Source organism: Dactylosporangium sp. CA-052675 (genome assembly GCF_050947935.1).
GTDB lineage: Bacteria > Actinomycetota > Actinomycetes > Mycobacteriales > Micromonosporaceae > Dactylosporangium.
The window spans coordinates 2,758,186-2,776,241 of the sequence record NZ_CP192010.1 but is presented as its reverse complement, the minus strand read 5'-3'; the positions used below and the strand labels follow the sequence as shown (position 1 = coordinate 2,776,241).

Below are 18,056 nucleotides of genomic sequence, written 5' to 3'. Positions count from 1 at the left end.
GAACTGCCGTGTCCGACACCGCGACCATCGATCCGGCGCTGCGCGAGCACGTCGTGGAGACGATCTGCGCCCTGCTGCCCCGCGTGCTCAAGCGGGAGGTGCCCGACGCGTCCGAGGGCACCACGCTCATGGACGACCTGGGCATGAGCTCGACGACCGGCCTGGAGCTGGTGCTGGAGCTGGAGGACCGCCTGGAGCGGGAGATCAGCGTCGAGGACCTGGGCCGCGACGACTTCGAGACGGTCGGGACGCTCGCGAGCTACGTCGCGGGCAACCTGCTGGACGAGGAGTGAGCCCAGTCTGGGGTCTGCGGCGCGCGGTGGCGCGGCGGTTCCGCGAGCCGGCCGCGCAGGCCGGCGACCCGGGGCACGCCGCGCGCCTGGCGACCTACCTCGGCGACCTGCTGGAGCCGTACGCGCTGGGCGCGCCGGGCGGCATGGCGGGCGGGCAGTCCTACGGCGAGATGGCCGCGGCGCTGCTGCCGGATGAGCCGGTGGACGCGCTGGTGCTCGCGTACGACATCCCCGACGTCGAGCCGGGCCGCGCGACGGCGACCTGGCTCAGCCACGTGTGCCCGGGCGGCCCGATGGCCCTGTCCGTCTCGGACCAGGGCCGCGCGGGGGCGCACACCGCGCTGCGGCTGCTGCGCGACTACGCCCGGTCCGGCACGTACGAGCGGGCGCTGCTCGTCGTGGCCGAGCAGTCGGCGCTGCCGTACGAGCCGGGTGTGCCCGCCGAGGTGCCGGCGGAGCACTGCGCGGTCGCCCTGCATCTCGGCCCGTCCACTGTGCAGGTCGCGCGGCCGCGGATCGTGCGCGGGGCCGGCCCGCACGACGTGGTGGACCTGCTCGGCGAGGCCGGTGACGCGACGGTCGTGCTGGGCGGGCACCTCGCGGGCGTCGGGGTGAAGGCGGACCGGGTCGTGCTCGCCGATCCCGCGCAGCCGATGACGGGCGTCTGGGAGGCCCTCGCGTCGGTGGACGGCCCCGCGGTGGTCGCGGACTTCGACCCGGCGCTGGGGTACCTCTGCGTCAGTGCCTTCGGATGCTGAACGGTTCCGGGCCGGCGAGCGCGACCGCGGCCCGGAATCCCTCCGGCGCCTCGAGGTCGGCGAGGGTGTAGCCGGTGCCGTCGTGGGTGACGGCCGGCGGCGGGTCCCCGGCCACGGGCAGCAGCAGGCCGCGGGTGAGCCGGTCCCCGGCCGCCTTCACCACCGCCTCCTTGCGCGCCCACAGCAGCGCGAACGCCTCCGGCCCGCGCGCGGCGACGAACTCGGCCTCGGCGGGCGGGAAGAACCGGCGCGCCATCGCCGTGTAATCGAGCCCGGCGACCGCGTCCTGCAGGTCCACGCCGACGGGCCGCGCGTGCGTGACCGCGATCGCCGCCCACTCCCCCGCGTGCGACAGGTTCACCTGGCACGGTTCGCCGGCGAGGTGCGGCTTGCCGTTGGGGCCGCGGCGCCAGCGCACCGGGCCGACCCGCGGTTCGAGGATCCGGCGCAGGGCCGAGTGCGCGGCGTCGAACCGCCGGCGGTCCTCGGCCCGGCGCAGCGCGTCGCGCCGCCGTCGCTCGGGCTCGTCCAGGGCGGACTCGAACGGGGTGCGGGTGTCGACCAGCCAGACGTCGACGACCGCGGTCACCGCAGCAGCAGGGCGGCCAGGCGCCGCACGCCCTCCTCGATCCTGGCCGGCTCCAGGGCGCTGCAGGACAGCCGCAGCGCCCGCTCGCCGCCGCCGCCGACGTAGAAGAAGCGCATCGGGGTCCAGAGCACCCCGTAGTCCTGGGCCGAGCGCTCCAGCAGCTCCCCGGACGCGTCGGCGGGCACGTCGCAGACGACGAAGAAGCCGCCGCTCGGGCTGTTCCAGCGCACCGGGGTGCCCGCGAAGTGGCGCTCCAGCGCGGCCAGGAGGGTGCGCAGGTTGTTGCGGTAGAACGCGATCTTCGCCTGGTTCACGGCGCGCAGGCTGAAGCCGGCGTCGATGAGCATGCCGCCGACGACCGCCTGGGACAGCGCCGAGGTGTTGACGGTGAGCATGCTCTTCACCGTCGAGAGCTCCTCGGCGAGCAGGGTGCGCCGGCCGGCGGCGTCGGCGACGGGCTGATCGGCGACGAGGTAGCCGAGGCGGGCGCCGGGGAAGTAGGACTTGGCGAAGGAGCCGAGGTAGATGACCCGCTGGTCGTTGTCGAGGCTCTTGAGGGTGGGGCGGGGCTCGTCGTCGAGGCCGAACAGCCCGTAGGGGTCGTCCTCGAGGATCAGCAGGTCCTCGGCGGCGGCCGCGGCCAGCAGGGCCCGCCGCACCGGCACGGGCAGGGAGACGCCGGAGGGGTTGGCGAAGTTCGGCACCAGGTACAGCGCGCGCGGGTGCTTCCCCCGGGCCCGGGTGGCGGCGGCGACCTCCCGCACGGTCTCGGGCCGCAGCCCGTCGGGCGACTCCGGCACGCCGACGACCTCCACGCCGAGGATGCGCGCGGCGCCGGTCAGCCCGACGTAGCACGGCTCGGCCGCGAGGACCACGTCGTCCGGGCCGGCGCACAGGCCGCGCAGGGCGATGACCATCGCCTCCTGGCAGCCGGTCGTCACCATCACCGCGGCCGCCGGGACCTGGATGTTCTCGTCCACCTCGAGCATCCGGGCGATGAGGTCGCCGATGTGGCCGTTCGTCCGCCCGTACTGCATGAGCACGGGCCGGTTGGCCCGGAACGCCTGCAGGTGCTTGTCGACGTCGGACGGCGTGTGGAAGTCGTCGAACGGGCGCCCGGCGGCCAGCGAGATCGCCTCGGGGTAGCGCCCGGCGACCTCGTTGAGGAAGTTCATCGACGCCGACACCGGGTCGATGACCGACGTGTGCAGCTGCTCGCGGGACAACACCACCATCAGACGCCTCCTGTGCGCACGAGCGAGCGGTCCAGGGCGTCCAGCGCCGGGCGGCCGGACAGCACCATGGCGTGCTCCAGTTCCCCGGTCACCGCGCGCAGGACCCCGGCCACGCCGTCGGCGCCGCCGGCCGCGAGGCCCCACAGCGGCGGCCGGCCCAGCAGCACCATCCGGGCGCCGAGCGCGAGCGCGGCGAGGGCGTCGGCGCCGCGGCGGACCCCGCCGTCGAAGAGCACCGGGAGCCGGTCGCCGACGGCGTCGGCGACCTCGGTGAGCGCGTCGAGGCTCGCCACGGCGCCGTCGAGCTGGCGGCCGCCGTGGTTGGACACCACGATCGCGTCGGCGCCGTGCTCGGCCGCCAGCACGGCGTCCTCGGCGGTCAGGATGCCCTTGAGCACCAGCGGCAGCCGGGTGCAGGAGCGCAGCCAGGCGAGGTCGGACCAGGTCAGCGTCGGGTCGAACGCGTCCGCGGTGTGCTTGGCGATCGCGGAGCGGCCGGCGTCGCGCTCGTGCGCGGAGGCCATCACGGCCGGGTCGATGTTGACCGCGGCGACCCCGCCGCCGATGGCGAAGCCGTTGCGCATGTCGCGCCAGCGGCGGCCCATGCGGGGCACGTCGACGGTGAGCATGAGGGCGCCGTAGCCGGACCGCTCGGCCCGCTCGGCGAGGGCGCGCATGACGTCGCGGCGGCGCAGCCAGTACAGCTGCAGCCACAGCCCGGACGTGGACGCCCCGGCGACGTCCTCGATGGTGCGGCTGGCGAACATGCCCACGACGAACAGCGCCCCGGCCGCGCCCGCCCCGCGCGCGGTCGCGACCTCCCCCTCGGGGTCCACGAGCCGGTGGTAGGCGGTGGGCGCGACGCCGATCGGGGTCGCGTACCGCGTCCCGAACAGCGAGACGGAGGTGTCGGCATCCGGGACCCCGGCGAGCATCCGCGGGCGCAGCCGGACCCGGTCGAAGGCCCGCAGGTTGGCCGCCAGGGTGCGCTCGTCCTCGGCGCCGCCCTCGATGAAGTCCCACACGTCCGGTTCGGCGGTCCGCTCGGCGCTGTGCCGGTAATCCGCGGCGGTGAGCAGCGGCGGCCCGCTTCGCACTCGTGTCACCGGCGGGGCCCCATAGGCAGTAGCCTATCGGTACCCCCGCCCGCTCCTCCATGAGCCGAAAGGCCTACATGGCACCGGAATATTCCCCTTGGCGGCGTTACTGCGCGCTCGGCGACAGCGTGGTCGAGGAGCCCGGCGGCTTCGCCGAGCTGGTCCGCGACGCGCTGGAGCCGGACGCGTTCGTCAACCTCGGCGTGCGCAACCTGCGCGCGGCCGAGGTCCGCGACGTGCAACTTCCACGGGCCCTCGCGTTCGCGCCGGACCTGGCGATGGTGGTGTGCGGCGCGAACGACGCCATGCGGCCCGGCTACGAGGCCCGCGCGGACGAGGTCGACGCGGCGCTCGCGGGCATCGTCGAGCCGCTGCAGCGCGCGGGGGCGACGGTCGTCACGGTCTCGGTCTTCGTCATGGCCGAGTACCCGCGGATGCCGGCCTGGCTCGCGACGGGCTTCGCGCGGCGGATGGCGGTGCTCGCGCAGCGCACCAACGCGCTCGCGGCCCGGCTCGGCACCGTGCACGCCGACCTGTCGCGGCACCCGGCGATCGCCGCCGGGGAGGTCCTCACCGGCGAGGACGGGCTGCACGGAAACGCCTACAGCCATAGGATCGCGGCGGCGGCGGTGCTCGACCGCCTCGCGAGGCTGGAGGAGTACCGCTGATGCCGCTCGACCCGCAGGTGCAGGCCATGCGCGACGCCAAGGAGCGCGACGCGGCGGCGCCGCTCTACACGATGAGCCTGGACGCCGCCCGCGCCGCCGACCTCGCCTCGATCCGGGCCGCCGGCGGCAGCCCCGAGAAGGTCCACGAGGTCGCCGAGCACTGGATCGAGGGGCCCGGCGGCCGGCTGCTGGTCCGCGTCTACCGCCCCAGCGCCGAGCGGGACCTGCCGGTGCTCATGTACTTCTTCGGCGGCGGCTGGGTCCTCGGCACCGTCGACACCGCCGACGGCATCGCCCGCAGCCTGGCCAACGCGGCCGGGTGCATCGTGGCCGTGCCCGGCTACCGGCTCGCGCCCGAGCACCCGTTCCCGGCCGCGGTCGAGGACTGCTGGGCCGCGACCGAGTGGGTGATCGCCAACGCGGCCGCGCTCGGCGCCGACCCGGCCCGCGTGGCCGTCGGCGGCGACAGCGCGGGCGGCAACCTGGCCGCGGGCATCACCCTCATGGCGCAGGAGGCGGGCGGCCCGGCCCTCGCCGGTCAGCTGCTGGTCTACCCGAACACCGACCAGACCGCCGACGACGAGTCGATGCGCGCCAACGACGACACCTACCTGTTCAACCACCACTCGGTGGCCTGGTATCGCGAGCACTACCTCGCCGACCCCGACGACGCCTACAACCCGCTCGCCTCGCCGCTGCAGGCCGAGAGCCTCGCCGGGCTCCCGCCGGCGCTGGTCATCACCGCGGAGTACGACCCGCTGCGCGACCAGGGCGAGCGGTACGCGGCCCGGCTGGCCCAGGAGGGCGTGCCGGTCGCGGTGACCCGCTACGAGGGCATGATCCACGGGTTCTTCGCCATGCCCGGCTCGCTCGAGGCCGGCAAGGTCGCCCAGGCCCAGGCCGCGAAGCAGCTGCGGGTGTGGTTCGAGGGGTGACCCGCCGCGGCGGGCCGATCACAGGGCGGGCGCCAGGAAGACGAGGACGGCCACGGCGACGGCGAGCTGCAGCACGCCGACGTCCGAGCGCCGCCGCAGCGCGCCGGCGATCGCGATGCCGGCCATCACCAGACCCCAGCCGGCCAGGATGAACAGCCCGTCGCCGAAGCGCGGGACCGCGAGGAACAGCGCCCCGGCGAGCACCACGTCGGCGAGGAGCACCATCCCGATGGCTCTTGCGTGCATACCCCCGACGGTAGGGGCCGGCGGCCCCGGCGCCATCCGTACGGCTACTCAGATCGGCCTGTGTACCTCACGCACGAGCGGCCGCCCGGCCCCGGCCGCCGCGCCCGGGGTGCACGCTGCGTAGTCAAGGTCGCGTCGAGGTCCGGTCGATGTGGCGCCGATAGCGTCGGGCCGTGCGCGTCTCAGTCATCATCGCCAACTTCGACAAGGAACGCTCGCTCGCCGCGTGCCTCGACGCGGTGTTCGCGCAGACGGTGCCGCCGGCCGAGGTCATCGTCGTCGACGACGCGAGCACCGACGCGTCGCCGAGCATTGCCGCGCGGTACGACGTCCGCCTCCTGCGCCTCGCGGTCAACCGCGGCGTGTCGCACGCGCGCAACCGGGGCGCCGAGATGGCGACCGGGGACGTGCTGCTGTTCGTCGACTCCGACGTGGCGCCGGCGCCCGACGCGCTGGCGAACGCGGTCGCGGAGCTCGAGCGGCACCCGTCCTGCGGCGTCGTGCAGGGCATCTACGCGGACCGGCCGATGTTCCCCGGCGGCGGGCCGGTCGCGGCGTACAAGACGCGGGCCGAGCACCACTGGCGCAGCCGCCGGGCCGGGGTCGTCGACGCCACGCTCTTCGCGATCACCGCCGTGCGCCGCGAGGCCTGGGCGGCCGTCGGCGGCTTCGACGAGTCGCTGCGCGACGCCGAGGACGTCGAGTGGGGCACCCGCCTGCCGGACGTGTGGGAGATCCGGATGAGCGCGGCGGTGGTCGGGTTCCACGATGACACCGACCGCCTGGTGCCGTACCTGCGGGAGGTGTTGCGCCGGGCCCGCACGTACGCCACGACGATCTCCGCCCCGTCCGTGCGCCGGCGCCGCGGCATCGACGTGGCCGCGGTCGCCACGATGGTCTCGGCCGCCGCGACCCTGCCGGGGGCCGGCCTGGCGCTGTGGCGGCCCGCGTTCGCGTTCGTGCCGGTCCTGGCGCTGCTGGGCTTCCTGGTGCTCGACCGGTCCGTGCTGCGCTACGGGCCCTCGTTCGTGCTGATCCGCTACCTCACCCACGTCGTCGAGTTCGCCGGCATGGCGCTGGGCACCCGCCGCCTGCACCAGGCGTTCACGGCCCTGTTCGGGGTCGCCCTGGCCGTGGGGCTGGTGCTGTTCCTCGGCGCGCAGGACTGGGCCCCGGCCCGCGACCTGGCCGAGCACCTCGGCGCCGCGCGGGTCGCGGGCGTCCTCGGCCTGGCCGCGCTGCTCAACGCCGCCGGCCTGGTCCTCGGCCTCGTCTCCTGGCGCGCGCTCTTCGCCGACCTGGGAGCCCGGGTGAGCGGGTGGACGTCGAGCCGGCTGTTCTTCGTGGGCTTCCTGACGAAGTTCCTGCCGGGCCGGTTCATCGCCCTGCCGGTCCTGCTGCGCATGGGCCGCGAGGTGGACGTCGGCCCCGTGCGCCTGGCCGGCCTGTTCGTCCTGAGCTGGGGCGTGGTCGCGCTGACCGGCCTGACCGTGGGGATCGCCGCGGGGCCGGGCCTGGCCGGCGGGCGCTTCGGCTGGCTGCTGCTGGCCGCCGTCCCCGTCGCGGCGCTGCTGGTCCGTCCCGCCCTGTTCAACACGGTCCTCGGGTTCGCCTCGCGGATGCTGCGCCGGCCGCCGCCGGAGGTGCTCGCGTCCGACCGCGGCATGCGCCGGGCGGTGGCCGCGCAGACGCTGTCGTGGATCGTGTCGGGCCACCACCTGTGGCTGCTGGCGGTGGTGGCGGGCGCGCCCCCGGCCTCGTCGTACCTGCTGTGCATCGGCGGCTTCGCCGCGGGCGCGGTCGCGGGCGTGGTGGTGCTCGTGGCGCCGGACGGCCTCGGCGTGCGCGAGGCGGTGGTCATGGTCGGCCTGGTGACGGTGCTGCCGTTCTCGGTGGCGACGTCGGTGGTCCTGGCCAGCCGCCTGGTCTGCTCCCTGAGCGAAATGCTGGTCGGCGCGGGCGGCCTCGTGACCGCCGAGCTGATGCACCGCCGCCGGCCCGCCCTGAACGTCCCCACGTAGAGGAGTCCCCGTGCTGAACGCCGTGCTGGCCCGCGTGTCGCGTCTGCTGCGCACCCCGGTCGAGCGCTACATCCGCCCCAACCCGCGCATCAACTCGATCGTCTGGGACCTGCAGTACAAGCTGGGCTTCTGGCGCTACCTCGACCGCCTCAGCGACGGCGAGATGCCGCTCGCGCTGGTCGAGACCTGGGCCCCGCACCCGACGATCCTCGACCTCGGCTGCGGCAGCAGCGCCAACATGCCCCTGCCCGCGGGCCGCTACCGCCACTACCACGGCGTCGACGTGAGCCGGGCCGCGATCGCCCAGGCCCGCCGCCTCGGCCGGCCGCACACGTCGTTCGAGGTCGCCGACATCCGCACGTTCACGACGGCCGAGCGCTACGACGCGATCCTGCTCCGCGAGGTGCTGTACTACCTCACCCCGCAGGAGGCCCGCGACCTGCTGCTGCGCCTGCCCGGCCTGCTCAGCGACCGGGGGCGGGTCGTGGTGCAGATCCACTCGGTCGAGCAGGCGCGCGACGTCGTCGAGCTCGTGCGCGGCTGCGGCGTGCCGGTCGACCGCGAGGTCCCGGCCCGGCTCGGTGACGGGCCGTCCGGCGCGTTCCTGGTGCTCAAGGCGCCCGTCGTCAAGGCCTGAGCCGGCGTGCGCTCAGGCCGGGATCCGGCTGTTCCACCACGGGCGCACGCCCACCGGCTCGCTGCGCAGCAGGCGGCGGTGCAGGTCCTGCAGCTGGTGGCCCGGCTCCACGCCGAGCCGGTCCGCCAGCGTCACGCGCGCGTCCTGGAATGCGGTCAGCGCCTCCGCGCGGCGGGAGGACTGGCCCAGGGCCACCAGCAGCAGCTCCCACAGGCGTTCGCGCATCGGCTGCTCGGCCAGCATCCAGCGCAGCTCCGAGACCAGGTTCTCGTCGTCGCCGAGCAGCAGCCGCACGCCGGCGATCTCCTCGAGCACGTCCTGGTGCAGCTCCACGAGCCGGGTCCGCTCGCCGAGGGCGAGCGGGCCCGTCGCCTCGTGCAGGGGCGGGCCGCTCCAGCGGGCCACGGCGGACTGGAACGAGACGAGGGCGTCGGGCAGGCGACCGGCCGCCCGGGCGGTGCGCGCCCGGCGGATGTCCTGCTCGAACAGGTTGACGTCGATGGCGGAGGCGGGCAGCACGAGCGTGTAGCCGGGCCGGGTCGAGCACAGGACCGTGGCGCGGGAGGGCTTCTCCCGCACCGGCTCCAGGGCGCGGCGCAGCCGGCCGATGTAGGTGTGGACCATGTTCTCCACGGACGTGGGCCGGCGCGGTCCCCAGACGGCGTCGACGACCTGCGCCACCGACATCACCATGCCGGAGCGCAGGGCCAGCACGGCCAGCACCTCCCGCTGCCGCGGTGTGCCCAGGTACAGCGCGGCGGGACCGCGCCGGGCCCGGACGGGACCTAACAGCGAGATCGCAAGATCAGACACAGCCGCTCACCCCAAGGTCGCGAAGGTCAGGCCCCGCGCGCGCAGGCGCGGGAGCACATGGGCGAGCGCGGCGATGGTCTGCGACCGGTCGCCGCCCCCGTCGTGGCAGAGCATGATGTGGCCCGGGCGGCTGCGCGACAGCACGCGCTCGATGTGCGCGGTGCCGGGGCTGCGCCAGTCGCTCGGGTTGACCGTCCAGTCGACGGGGGTGAGGCGGTGGCGGGCCGCGGCGCGCAGCACCGCCGGTGACCAGTTCCCCGAGGGGGCGCGGAAGACCCGCGGTACGACTCCCGTCGCCGCCACGATCGCGTCCTGGGCGCCGGCGATCTCGTCCTCGATCGAGCCGGGGGTGAGGGCGGCGAACGGGTGCGGGTGCGTCATCGAGTGGTTGCCCAGCACGTGGCCGGCGTCGGCGACGCGGCGCGCGAGGTCGGGGCGCTCCCGGACGCGGTCGCCGATGAGGAAGAAGGTGGCCCGCACGTCGTGGCGGGCCAGCAGGTCCAGCAGCGGCGGGGTCCACTCGGGGTGAGGCCCGTCGTCGACGGTCAGCGCGACCGCGCGCCCCTCGACGCGGAAGACGGGGCCCAGCCGCGGCCGCAGCACGCCCAGCGCCCGGGCCGCGAACCACGCGTAGTGCAGTACCACCGCCGGTTTCATGCGGGCTCCAGCAACGGCGACGGGCGCAGCGCGCCGACGAGCGCGCCGGCCAGCACGGACCAGACGACCAGCAGGTGTACGGCGAAGAAGTACACCGCGAAGGCGGGTCCCCGGTTGCGCAGCACGAACCGCAGCAGCCCCGGATCGGCCACGGCGAACCCGAGGAACGCCAGCAGCGGCGCCCAGGCCCAGAGCACGGCGAGCGGCAGGGCCACCGCGGTCAGGCCGGCGAGGCCGACCGTGGCGACGGAGTTCGCCCGGATGCCGGCCGGGCCGCGCTCGTGCCGGGCGACCGGCAGGAGCAGCTGCGAGCGGCGGAACTGCTTGCGCAGCAGCGCGAGGAGCCGGCTGTCGTCGTCGTGGCGGCACACCATCGCGGGGCTGAGCACGATGCCGAGCCGGGCCGGCATCCGGTCGCCGACCTCGACGTCCTCGGACGCGCGCAGCCGCTCGTCGAAGCCGCCGACCTCGTCGAAGACCGACCGGCGGATCGCGCACACCGCGAAGAGGGTCGTGCGCACGCGCCCGGCGTGCTTGAGCCGCCAGTAGTGGCCGTGCAGCAGGCGGTACGCCTCGACCGGGCCGTCGTCGAAGAGCGGCCGCAGCGAGTAGATCCCGTGCACGCAGGCGACGTCGGGCTCGTCGCGCATGATGCGCAGGGCCACGGCGAGCGCGTCGGGCTCGGGGGCGCAGTCGGCGTCGAGGAAGAACAGCACGTCGCCGCGGCTGGCGCGGATGCCGGCGTTGCGCGCCGCGGCCGGGCCGCGGTTCTCGGGCTGTTCGACGACGGTGGCGCCGAAGGCGCGGGCGATCTCGCGGGTGCCGTCGGTGGAGCAGTCGTCGACGACGATCACCTCGGCGATCGGCTCCCGCTGGGCGTGGACGGCGGCGAGGCAGGCCCCGAGGGTCTGTGCGCTGTCGAAGGCGGGCACGATGACCGACACATCCGGTCGCATGATCAGAACTCCTTTTTAGAACAAAAGGACATTCACGCTCATGGCTGCATTGCCGCACTCAAAGTATCGGCCCGATCACGACCCGGGCAAGCGTTGCGGTGGGTAGTCCAGATCGGGTACAGGGTCGATTCAGGAACGATTCCGATCCCGTCGAGGTGCCGTCAGTACGGTCGCGGCATGTCCAACCTGATAGGTCTGCGGGAGTGCGAGCGGCTCACCGTCCGCGAGACGCACGAGCTCTACCGCCGCTACGTGAACGCCAGCCAGGTGAGCCTGATGACGTCGTTCGGGTTCGGCCGGGAATTGGTCGACCGGGCCGAGGGCGCGTACCTCGAGCAGCGCGACGGCCGCCGCATCCTCGACCTCACCGGGGGCGTCGGCGTGCTCAACCACGGGCACAACCACCCGCGCATTCTCGCCGCCCGGCGCCACTTCGCCGAACAGCGGCGCATGGAGGTGCACAAGACGTACTTCTCGCCGTATCTGGCCGCGCTCGGGCACAACCTCGCCCAGCTCCTGCCCGGCGACCTGAACATGTCCTTTCTGCCGAACTCGGGCGCCGAGGCGGTGGAAGGCGCGGTGAAGCTGGCGTACAAGTACCACGGCGGGCGGCGCCGCACCATCCTGCGCGCGGATATCGGATTTCACGGAAAACTCCTCGGCTCCGGCGGGCTGACCGGGCAGCCGCACTTCGATTTCCCGACAATCCCGGGAATCGCGACATTCACCTACGGCGACGTCGATTCGGTGCGGGCCGCGATTCGCGAGCACGCCGGCGACGTCTACGCGTTGATCGTCGAGCCGTTCAGCGCCTCGACGATGTCGTGGTGCGACGAGGGGTTCCTGCGTGAGGTGCGCCGGCTGTGCACCGAGCACGAGATCGTGCTGATCTTCGACGAGATCTACACCGGCTGGGGAAAGACCGGCGAGCTGTTCTATTTCATGCGGTACGACGGACTCGTCCCGGACGTGCTCACCACCTCGAAGGCGTTCGGCGGCGGCAAGTCGTCGATCTCCGCGTTCGTCGCCCGGGAGAAGATCTTCCGCAAGGCCTACGACAATCTCGGCGACGCCCTGCTGCAGTCGACCAGCACGACGTACTACGGCTTCGGCGAGGAGTGCGCGACCGCGATCGAGGCGATCAACGTCGTGGTCGAGGACGACTACCCCGCACGGGCCCGCGCGATCGGGCGGGTGCTCGAGCCCGGGCTGCAGGGGCTGGCGAAGCAGTACCCCGACGCGGTGAGCCACGTCGCCGGGGCGGGCGCGCTGTGGGGCGTGTTCATCGACGGCGGCCCGGCGCTGCTGGACCTCGTGGCGAGGCTCGCGCCGGGCGGGATGAACAAGGACCCGCGGTTCAAGACGAAGCTCATCACGTGCGCGGTGATCAACGCGCTGTACCGCGACCACGACATCTTCGCCTACTACACCCTCAACGGCCGCAATCCCCTGGTGCTCGGCCCGTCGCTGGTCACCGACCTCGACGACGTCCAGCGCGGGGTGGACGCGCTCGGCAAGGTGCTCGATCAGGGCCTCACCCGCCTGGTGACCCGGTTCATCGCGCAGAAGGTCGGGAACCTGTGGTAACCGTCGTCACCGGCGCCGCCGGCATGCTCGGATCCCGGCTCGTGCAGCGGCTGCGCGCCGACGGCCACGACGTGCGCGGGGTGGACCTGCGGCCCGCCCCGACCGTCACGCTCGTCGGTGACGTGCGCGACCCGGCCGCCATGGCCGCCGCGGCCGCCGGCGCCGACGCGCTCGTGCACTGCGCCGCGGCCCTGCCCAGCTACCCGGCCGACGAGATCCGCTCGATCATCGTCGGCGGCACCACCACCGTCCTGGACGCGGCCGCGGCCGCCCGGGTGCCGAGGGTCGTGCACGTGTCCTCGACGGCCGTCTACGGGCTGCCCACGGTCGTGCCGACGCCGGAGTCGTACCCGCGCAGCCCCGTCGACACCTACAGCCGGGCGAAGGCCGCGGCCGAGGAGGTCGCCGAGCGCCACCGCGCCGGCGGGATGTGCCTGGCCGTGCTGCGCCCGAAGACGTTCCTCGGGCCGGGCCGGATGGGGTTGTTCGCGATGCTGTTCGAGTGGGCCGAGGAGGGCCGCAACTTCCCGGTGCTGGGCCGCGGCGACGTGCGCATCCAGATGTTCGCCGTCGAGGACCTCGTCGACGCGGTGGTGACCGTGCTCGGCGCGCCGGCGGACGTCGCGAACGACACGTACAACCTCGCCGCCGCCGAGTTCGGGACGCTGCGCGAGGACTTCCAGGCGGTGCTCGACGCGGCCGGGCACGGCAAACGGGTCGTGTCCGTGCCCGCCCGCCCGGCGTTGCTGGCGCTGAAGGGCCTGCAGCGCATGAAACTTTCCCCGGTGTACGGGCGGCTGCTGCACAAGCTCATGGCGGACTCGTACGTGAGCATCGACCGGGCCCGGGAGCGGCTCGGCTTCGAGCCGCGCCAGTCCAACCGCGACGCCATCCTGGCCACCTACGCGTGGTGGCGCACGCAGAAGACGCTCGCGTCCAAGGGCCGCACCAGCCGGGACCCGTGGCGGCAGGGCGCCCTGTCCGTCGCGAGGGTCTTCTTCTGATGTCCGCCGAGGGTGCCGCCGTCGACCTTCCCGCCGCGCCCGCCCTGGCCGGGCAGCTGGTGCGGCTGGCCCGCCCGCGCCAGTGGGCCAAGAACCTCCTCGCCGTGCCGCTGGCGCTGCTCGACACCGGCCCGACCTGGGCCGGGGCGGCCCGGGCGGGCTGGGCGGTCGCCGTGTTCACGTGCGCGGCCGTGCTCGTCTACATCGGCAACGACATCAGCGACCGCCGCGCCGACCGGCTGCATCCGGCCAAGCGGCACCGGCCGATCGCCGCCGGGCGGATCTCGGTGCCGGTGGCGGCCGGGTTCGGGGCCGTCGTGGCGCTGCTGCTGGGCAGTCTGCTGCTGCTCGGCCCGTCCGTGCCGCCGTGGCCGGTCGCGGCCTACCTGCTCGTCAACGTCGCCTACAGCCGCTGGCTCAAGCACGCCGCGCCGCTGGACATCTGCGTCGTGGCCTCCGGGTTCGTCCTGCGGGTGCTGTACGGCTACGGCGCGGTCGGCGCCCCCGTGTCCCTGCCCCTGCTCAGCGCCGTGTTCACCGGCTGCCTCGTGCTCGTGCTCGGCAAGCGCCGCCACGAGCTCGGCACCGCCGGGCCCGAGCACCGCCCCGCCCTGGCCGGGTACACGCTGCCGCTCACCGACCAGCTGCTCGGGCTCAACCTCGCGCTCACCGCCGGCGCGTTCCTGCTGTACCTGGCCACCGAGGCGCCCGTCGACCCGTACCGGCAGGCGGTGCTCGCCGTCGCCGCGCCCGCCGGGCTCTTCGCGGCGTTCCGGTACCTGCAGGCGATCCACGTCCACCGGGCCGGCGGCGACCCGGTCCGGGCGCTGCTGCACGACCGGCTGATCGTGGCCGCCGCCTGCGTCGTGGGCCTCGTGCTCGCCGCGGCCATCACCGCGCACCACCACCCGACCCTGCTGACCTGGATGGGACCATGACTCTCGCCCTGCCACTCGTCTCGGTCATCGTGCCGAACTACAACTACGCGGGCGCCCTGCCGCTGTGTCTGCGGGCGCTGCGCGACCAGACGTACCCGAACCTCGAGGTGATCGTCGTCGACGACTGCTCCACCGACGACTCGCCCGCGGTCGCGGCCGGGTTCGGGTTCCGCGTGCTGCGCACCCCGCGCAACGGCGGGCCGGCGGCCGCGCGCAACCTCGGCGCCGAGCACGCGAGCGGCGAGATCCTGTTCTTCGTCGACTCCGACGTCGCCGCCAAGCCCGACGCCGTGGCCAACGCCGTGCAGCTGCTGCGCTCGGACCCCGCGATCGGGGCGGTGTGCGGCAACTACGACCCGGTGCCGCTCATCCGCGACAGCCTGCTGGAGGAGTACCGGTGCCTGCAGCAGTCGTACTGGCTCATCGCCGACGAGGGCCGCATCACCACCCTCTACACGGCGCTGCTGGCGATCCCGGCCGCCGTGTTCCGCGAGATCGGCCCGTTCAACCCGCGGCTGCGCGAGACCGAGAACGCCGACTACGGGCGGCGGCTCGCCCAGCGGTACGAGATCTGGCTCTCCCCCCGCGTCCGCGGCGTGCACGACCACGACCACGACCTCGCGACGCTCGTGCGCAAGGTGTTCGTGCGCACCGCCCTGCACATCCCGATGTTCATCCGCAAGCCCACGTTCCCGGGCGGCATCACCAGCGGCCCGCGCGCCTGGGTGAGCATCGCCGCGCTGCTCGCGGTGCTGTCGGTCGCGCTGCCGGTGCTGCTCGGCCCGGCGCTGTGGCTGGTGCCGGCCGCGTTCCTGGCGCTGTTCGTGGCCGGGGACCTGCCGATGCACCGGTTCGTGGCGCGGTTGCGATCACCGGTCTTCCTGCTGTACTTCGTGACGATGCACTTCCTGCTGAACCTCGTGATCGCGGCGGCGGCCATCGCGGGCGTGCTCGCGTGGCTCTGGTCGGGCCGCTTCCGCAACCTGTACGAGGTGCCGGAGCTGGCGCGATGAGCGAGCCCCTCGTCTCGGTCATCGTGCCGAACTACAACTACGCCGAGTCCCTCGATCTCTGCCTGCGCTCGGTGCTCGACCAGACGTACCCCAACCTCGAGGTGCTCGTCGTCGACGACTGCTCCACCGACGACTCCGTCGCCGTCGCCGAGGGCCTGGGCGTGCGGGTGCTCAGCACCGGCGCCAACGGCGGGTGCGGCAACGCCCGCAACGTCGGCGTCGCCGCGACCAGGGGCGAGATCGTGTACTTCGTCGACTCCGACGTCAGCCTCGCCCCCGACGCCGTCGCGACCGCCGTGCGCATCCTCGGCTCCGACCCGGCGATCGGCTGCGTGTGCGGCATCGAGGACCCGGAGCCGCTGCTGCACGACACGGTCACGGCGCGCTACCGCGGGCTGCAGTACCACTACTGGTCGATCACGGCCGAGGGCGACATCACGTTCCTCTTCCCGGCCCTGTGCGCGCTGCGCCGCGACGTCTTCGACGACGTCGGCCCGTTCAACCCGGACCTGCGCCAGACCGAGGAGGTCGACTACGGCTACCGGCTGACCCGCCGCTGGCGGATGGTGCTCACCGGCGAGGTCCGCGGCCGCCACGACCACGACCACGCGCTGCGGGGCCTGCTGCGCAAGCTCTTCCACCGCGGCCGGCTGCGGGTGCCGCTCTACCTGCGCGCGCGGCGCTTCGCCTCCGGCTTCGAGACGCAGTCCCGCGCATGGGGCAGCCTCGCCGCGGCCGCGTCCCTCGTCACCCTGCCCCTGGCGCTGCTCAGCCCGTTCCTCCTGCTGCTCCCGGCGGCCCTGCTCGTGCTCTCGCTCGCCTGCGACGCCGGGATGTACGCGTTCGTCCTGCGCCGCAACGGCCCCGCGTTCCTCGGCCTGTTCGCGGCCGTGCACTTCGTCGTCAACGTCACCATCACCGCGGGGGTCGCGGCCGGGGCCGTGCAGTGGCTCGGCTCGCGCGCGTTCCGCCGCCTCTACGACCGCACCTTCCCCGCCGAGGCCACGGCGTGACGACCGTCCTCGACCCCGCCCCGGCCCCGGCCCCCGCCCGGTCCCGGCCCGTGCTGCCGATCGTGGTGGCGGCCCTGTGGCCGGCGTTCGTGCTCGCGCATCTCGTCCTCAGTGGACGGTGGTGGCTCTGGCTCGTCCCCGACATCGTCCCGCCCCTGGTGTTCACCGCCGTCCCGGTCGTGCTCGCGGCCGGGGCGGCCCCCATCCGCCGGCTGCGCCGCCCGGTGGCCCTGCTGAGCCTGGCCGCCCTCATCCCCGGCGTGTGCATCTCGGGCTGGAACGTCGCGGCCCTGTGGACGTCGCCGACCACACCCCCGCCCGGCGCGCTGACCGTGTTCAGCTGGAACACCGAGTACTGGGACAGCGACGGCGGCCCCTTCTACCCGTTCCTGCAGCGCCAGCACGCCGACATCTACCTGCTGCAGGAGTACCTCAACGACGGCGACGTCCCCACGCCCGTCCACGACCTGGACCGCCTGCGGGCGGCGTTCCCCGGCTACCACATCGCGGTCGCGGGCGAGCTGGTGACGGTGTCGCGGCTGCCGATCCTGCGCACGTACCCGCTGCCGGCCGACGTCCCCCTGACCGACACCGGCTGGGTGGCCGAGTTCGTGCGCGACAAGATCCTGCGCACGGACGTGGACCTCGGCTCCGGCACCGTCCTGTCGGTCTACAACCTGCACCTGCCGGTCCAGCTCTCCCCCGGCCTGAGCGTGTTCGACGGCGCCTTCTGGCGCACGGTGCGCGACCAGCACGCCCAGCGCGAGCCGCAGCTGCGCGCCCTCGCCGCGGACGTGGACGCCAACCGCAACCCGATCCTGGTGGCGGGCGACTTCAACACCTCCCCCGCGATGGGCGACCTGCGCAAGATCCCGTCACGCCTGCACGACGCGGGCGCGCTGCTGCCGTTCTACCCCGCGTCGTGGCGCGACCGCGACGGCCTGCCACGCTGGTGGCGCCTGGATTGGGCGTACACGACTTCGGAGGTGCGCGTACACTCGTACGATTTCGGGCACACTGATGGCCAGTCCGATCACAGCTTCCAACTCCTGCGCATCTCGGTGTGACGCTTGCGGCGCGGCGGCGCTCAGGACTCGCCTTCGGCAGCGGCGCGCCGCACCGGGTCACACCGAGCACGCCAACGCCCAGCGAACCCCGCCAGCCACCCGGCCGCGCGGCGGCGCTCAGGACTTGCTCACACCGAGCGAACCCCGCCGATCGCGATGGTGACGGGCTCGATGGCAGACGGCTCCGGTAACAGAGCCCCGGCAAGGTCGGCTCAACGACGTCCAAGTATTGATCATCGCCACTGCCAGCTGCCGGTCCGCTCGACACGCGGGGGCGGCTGCGTCGCCTACATGTCCGTCTGATCGATGCCGGCAACCGCCTGGCGAGCCGCTCGCTCGTCGTCCCGATCAGAACGCGGTCTTGTCGCCGCGTTCGGCGCGATGCCGGAGTTCGCTGTCGCGCCCCTGCTCGTACAGCCGGCGGTCCAGCCGTCGTCGTGCACACCGATCGCCCCCGGGCGAGTGCATCGAGCCGCCCCGCCTGCGCGAGCAGGTCCATGCGCCACAGGTGTGCGTTGTGACGGTAGGA

19 protein-coding genes are annotated in these 18,056 nt (G+C 73.9%); 12 read left to right on the top strand and 7 right to left on the bottom strand.

Annotated features, from left to right (window positions below; all coding sequences use genetic code 11):
* Nucleotides 1–8 precede the first annotated feature (8 nt).
* The gene (locus ACQP1P_RS12515) at nt 9–293 is read left to right on the top strand and encodes an acyl carrier protein (protein ID WP_350609171.1); all 285 of its coding nucleotides are present in this window, start codon (nt 9–11) and stop codon (nt 291–293) included.
* Complete coding sequence (locus ACQP1P_RS12510) at nt 290–1,051, top strand: 2-hydroxy-acid oxidase (protein ID WP_433086172.1); 762 nt, start codon at nt 290–292, stop codon at nt 1,049–1,051. Before ACQP1P_RS12515 ends, ACQP1P_RS12510 begins: the two co-directional genes overlap by 4 nt.
* Here ACQP1P_RS12510 and ACQP1P_RS12505 read toward each other — a convergent pair.
* Genes ACQP1P_RS12505 through ACQP1P_RS12495 form a run of 3 tightly spaced genes read right to left on the bottom strand, consistent with a single transcriptional unit; the run spans nt 1,032 to nt 3,981 of the window.
* Nucleotides 1,032–1,640 carry a 4'-phosphopantetheinyl transferase family protein gene (locus ACQP1P_RS12505; protein ID WP_433086170.1) on the bottom strand — a complete coding sequence of 203 codons (609 nt, stop codon included), beginning with the start codon at nt 1,638–1,640 and terminating at the stop codon, nt 1,032–1,034. The two genes, ACQP1P_RS12510 and ACQP1P_RS12505, sit on opposite strands and share 20 nt — an antisense overlap.
* Nucleotides 1,637–2,875 (bottom strand): PLP-dependent aminotransferase family protein, encoded by a 1,239-nt coding sequence (locus ACQP1P_RS12500; RefSeq protein ID WP_433086168.1) that lies wholly within the window; start codon nt 2,873–2,875, stop codon nt 1,637–1,639. Before ACQP1P_RS12500 ends, ACQP1P_RS12505 begins: the two co-directional genes overlap by 4 nt.
* The gene (locus ACQP1P_RS12495) at nt 2,875–3,981 is read right to left on the bottom strand and encodes an alpha-hydroxy acid oxidase (protein WP_433086166.1); all 1,107 of its coding nucleotides are present in this window, start codon (nt 3,979–3,981) and stop codon (nt 2,875–2,877) included. The genes ACQP1P_RS12500 and ACQP1P_RS12495 overlap by 1 nt, the downstream gene beginning before the upstream one ends.
* 68 nt (nt 3,982–4,049) lie before the next feature.
* Here ACQP1P_RS12495 and ACQP1P_RS12490 point away from each other — a divergent pair, with 68 nt between their 5' ends.
* Both ACQP1P_RS12490 and ACQP1P_RS12485 read left to right on the top strand, forming a co-directional pair.
* On the top strand, nt 4,050–4,640 hold the full coding sequence (locus ACQP1P_RS12490) for a GDSL-type esterase/lipase family protein (RefSeq protein WP_433086164.1): 591 nt from the start codon (nt 4,050–4,052) through the stop codon (nt 4,638–4,640).
* Nucleotides 4,640–5,575 (top strand): alpha/beta hydrolase, encoded by a 936-nt coding sequence (locus ACQP1P_RS12485; protein ID WP_433086161.1) that lies wholly within the window; start codon nt 4,640–4,642, stop codon nt 5,573–5,575. The genes ACQP1P_RS12490 and ACQP1P_RS12485 overlap by 1 nt, the downstream gene beginning before the upstream one ends.
* A gap of 18 nt (nt 5,576–5,593) precedes the next feature.
* Here ACQP1P_RS12485 and ACQP1P_RS12480 read toward each other — a convergent pair whose 3' ends face one another.
* Nucleotides 5,594–5,821, bottom strand: a complete 228-nt coding sequence (locus ACQP1P_RS12480) for a hypothetical protein (RefSeq protein WP_433086159.1) — start codon at nt 5,819–5,821, stop codon at nt 5,594–5,596.
* Nucleotides 5,822–5,994: 173 nt separating this feature from the next.
* On the opposite strand from ACQP1P_RS12480, the gene ACQP1P_RS12475 reads away from it, so the two are divergent.
* Nucleotides 5,995–7,842, top strand: a complete 1,848-nt coding sequence (locus ACQP1P_RS12475) for a glycosyltransferase (RefSeq protein WP_433086157.1) — start codon at nt 5,995–5,997, stop codon at nt 7,840–7,842.
* A 10-nt stretch (nt 7,843–7,852) separates the two neighbouring features.
* Complete coding sequence (locus ACQP1P_RS12470; protein WP_433086155.1) at nt 7,853–8,479, top strand: class I SAM-dependent methyltransferase; 627 nt, start codon at nt 7,853–7,855, stop codon at nt 8,477–8,479.
* Nucleotides 8,480–8,491: 12 nt separating this feature from the next.
* On the opposite strand, the gene ACQP1P_RS12465 is transcribed toward ACQP1P_RS12470, so the two are convergent.
* Genes ACQP1P_RS12465 through ACQP1P_RS12455 form a run of 3 tightly spaced genes read right to left on the bottom strand, consistent with a single transcriptional unit; the run spans nt 8,492 to nt 10,905 of the window.
* Nucleotides 8,492–9,292: an AfsR/SARP family transcriptional regulator gene (locus ACQP1P_RS12465; protein ID WP_433086153.1), complete on the bottom strand. Its 801-nt coding sequence runs from the start codon at nt 9,290–9,292 to the stop codon at nt 8,492–8,494.
* Nucleotides 9,293–9,298: 6 nt separating this feature from the next.
* Complete coding sequence (locus ACQP1P_RS12460) at nt 9,299–9,949, bottom strand: polysaccharide deacetylase family protein (protein WP_433086151.1); 651 nt, start codon at nt 9,947–9,949, stop codon at nt 9,299–9,301.
* Nucleotides 9,946–10,905 (bottom strand): glycosyltransferase, encoded by a 960-nt coding sequence (locus ACQP1P_RS12455; protein ID WP_433086149.1) that lies wholly within the window; start codon nt 10,903–10,905, stop codon nt 9,946–9,948. The genes ACQP1P_RS12460 and ACQP1P_RS12455 overlap by 4 nt, the downstream gene beginning before the upstream one ends.
* Before the next feature lie 276 nt (nt 10,906–11,181).
* Between ACQP1P_RS12455 and ACQP1P_RS12450 the strand changes: the two genes are divergently transcribed.
* Genes ACQP1P_RS12450 through ACQP1P_RS12425 form a run of 6 tightly spaced genes read left to right on the top strand, consistent with a single transcriptional unit; the run spans nt 11,182 to nt 17,527 of the window.
* Nucleotides 11,182–12,492 (top strand): aspartate aminotransferase family protein, encoded by a 1,311-nt coding sequence (locus ACQP1P_RS12450; RefSeq protein WP_433089978.1) that lies wholly within the window; start codon nt 11,182–11,184, stop codon nt 12,490–12,492.
* Nucleotides 12,486–13,496, top strand: coding sequence for an NAD-dependent epimerase/dehydratase family protein (locus ACQP1P_RS12445; protein ID WP_433086147.1), 1,011 nt, complete (start codon nt 12,486–12,488; stop codon nt 13,494–13,496). The genes ACQP1P_RS12450 and ACQP1P_RS12445 overlap by 7 nt, the downstream gene beginning before the upstream one ends.
* Nucleotides 13,496–14,434, top strand: a complete 939-nt coding sequence (locus ACQP1P_RS12440; protein ID WP_433086145.1) for a UbiA prenyltransferase family protein — start codon at nt 13,496–13,498, stop codon at nt 14,432–14,434. Before ACQP1P_RS12445 ends, ACQP1P_RS12440 begins: the two co-directional genes overlap by 1 nt.
* The gene (locus tag ACQP1P_RS12435) at nt 14,431–15,447 is read left to right on the top strand and encodes a glycosyltransferase family 2 protein (protein WP_433086143.1); all 1,017 of its coding nucleotides are present in this window, start codon (nt 14,431–14,433) and stop codon (nt 15,445–15,447) included. The genes ACQP1P_RS12440 and ACQP1P_RS12435 overlap by 4 nt, the downstream gene beginning before the upstream one ends.
* The gene (locus tag ACQP1P_RS12430) at nt 15,444–16,460 is read left to right on the top strand and encodes a glycosyltransferase family 2 protein (RefSeq protein ID WP_433086141.1); all 1,017 of its coding nucleotides are present in this window, start codon (nt 15,444–15,446) and stop codon (nt 16,458–16,460) included. The genes ACQP1P_RS12435 and ACQP1P_RS12430 overlap by 4 nt, the downstream gene beginning before the upstream one ends.
* A complete protein-coding gene (locus tag ACQP1P_RS12425; protein ID WP_433086139.1) occupies nt 16,457–17,527 on the top strand; it encodes an endonuclease/exonuclease/phosphatase family protein in 1,071 nt (356 codons plus the stop codon). The genes ACQP1P_RS12430 and ACQP1P_RS12425 overlap by 4 nt, the downstream gene beginning before the upstream one ends.
* The last annotated feature ends 529 nt before the right edge of the window (nt 17,528–18,056 follow it).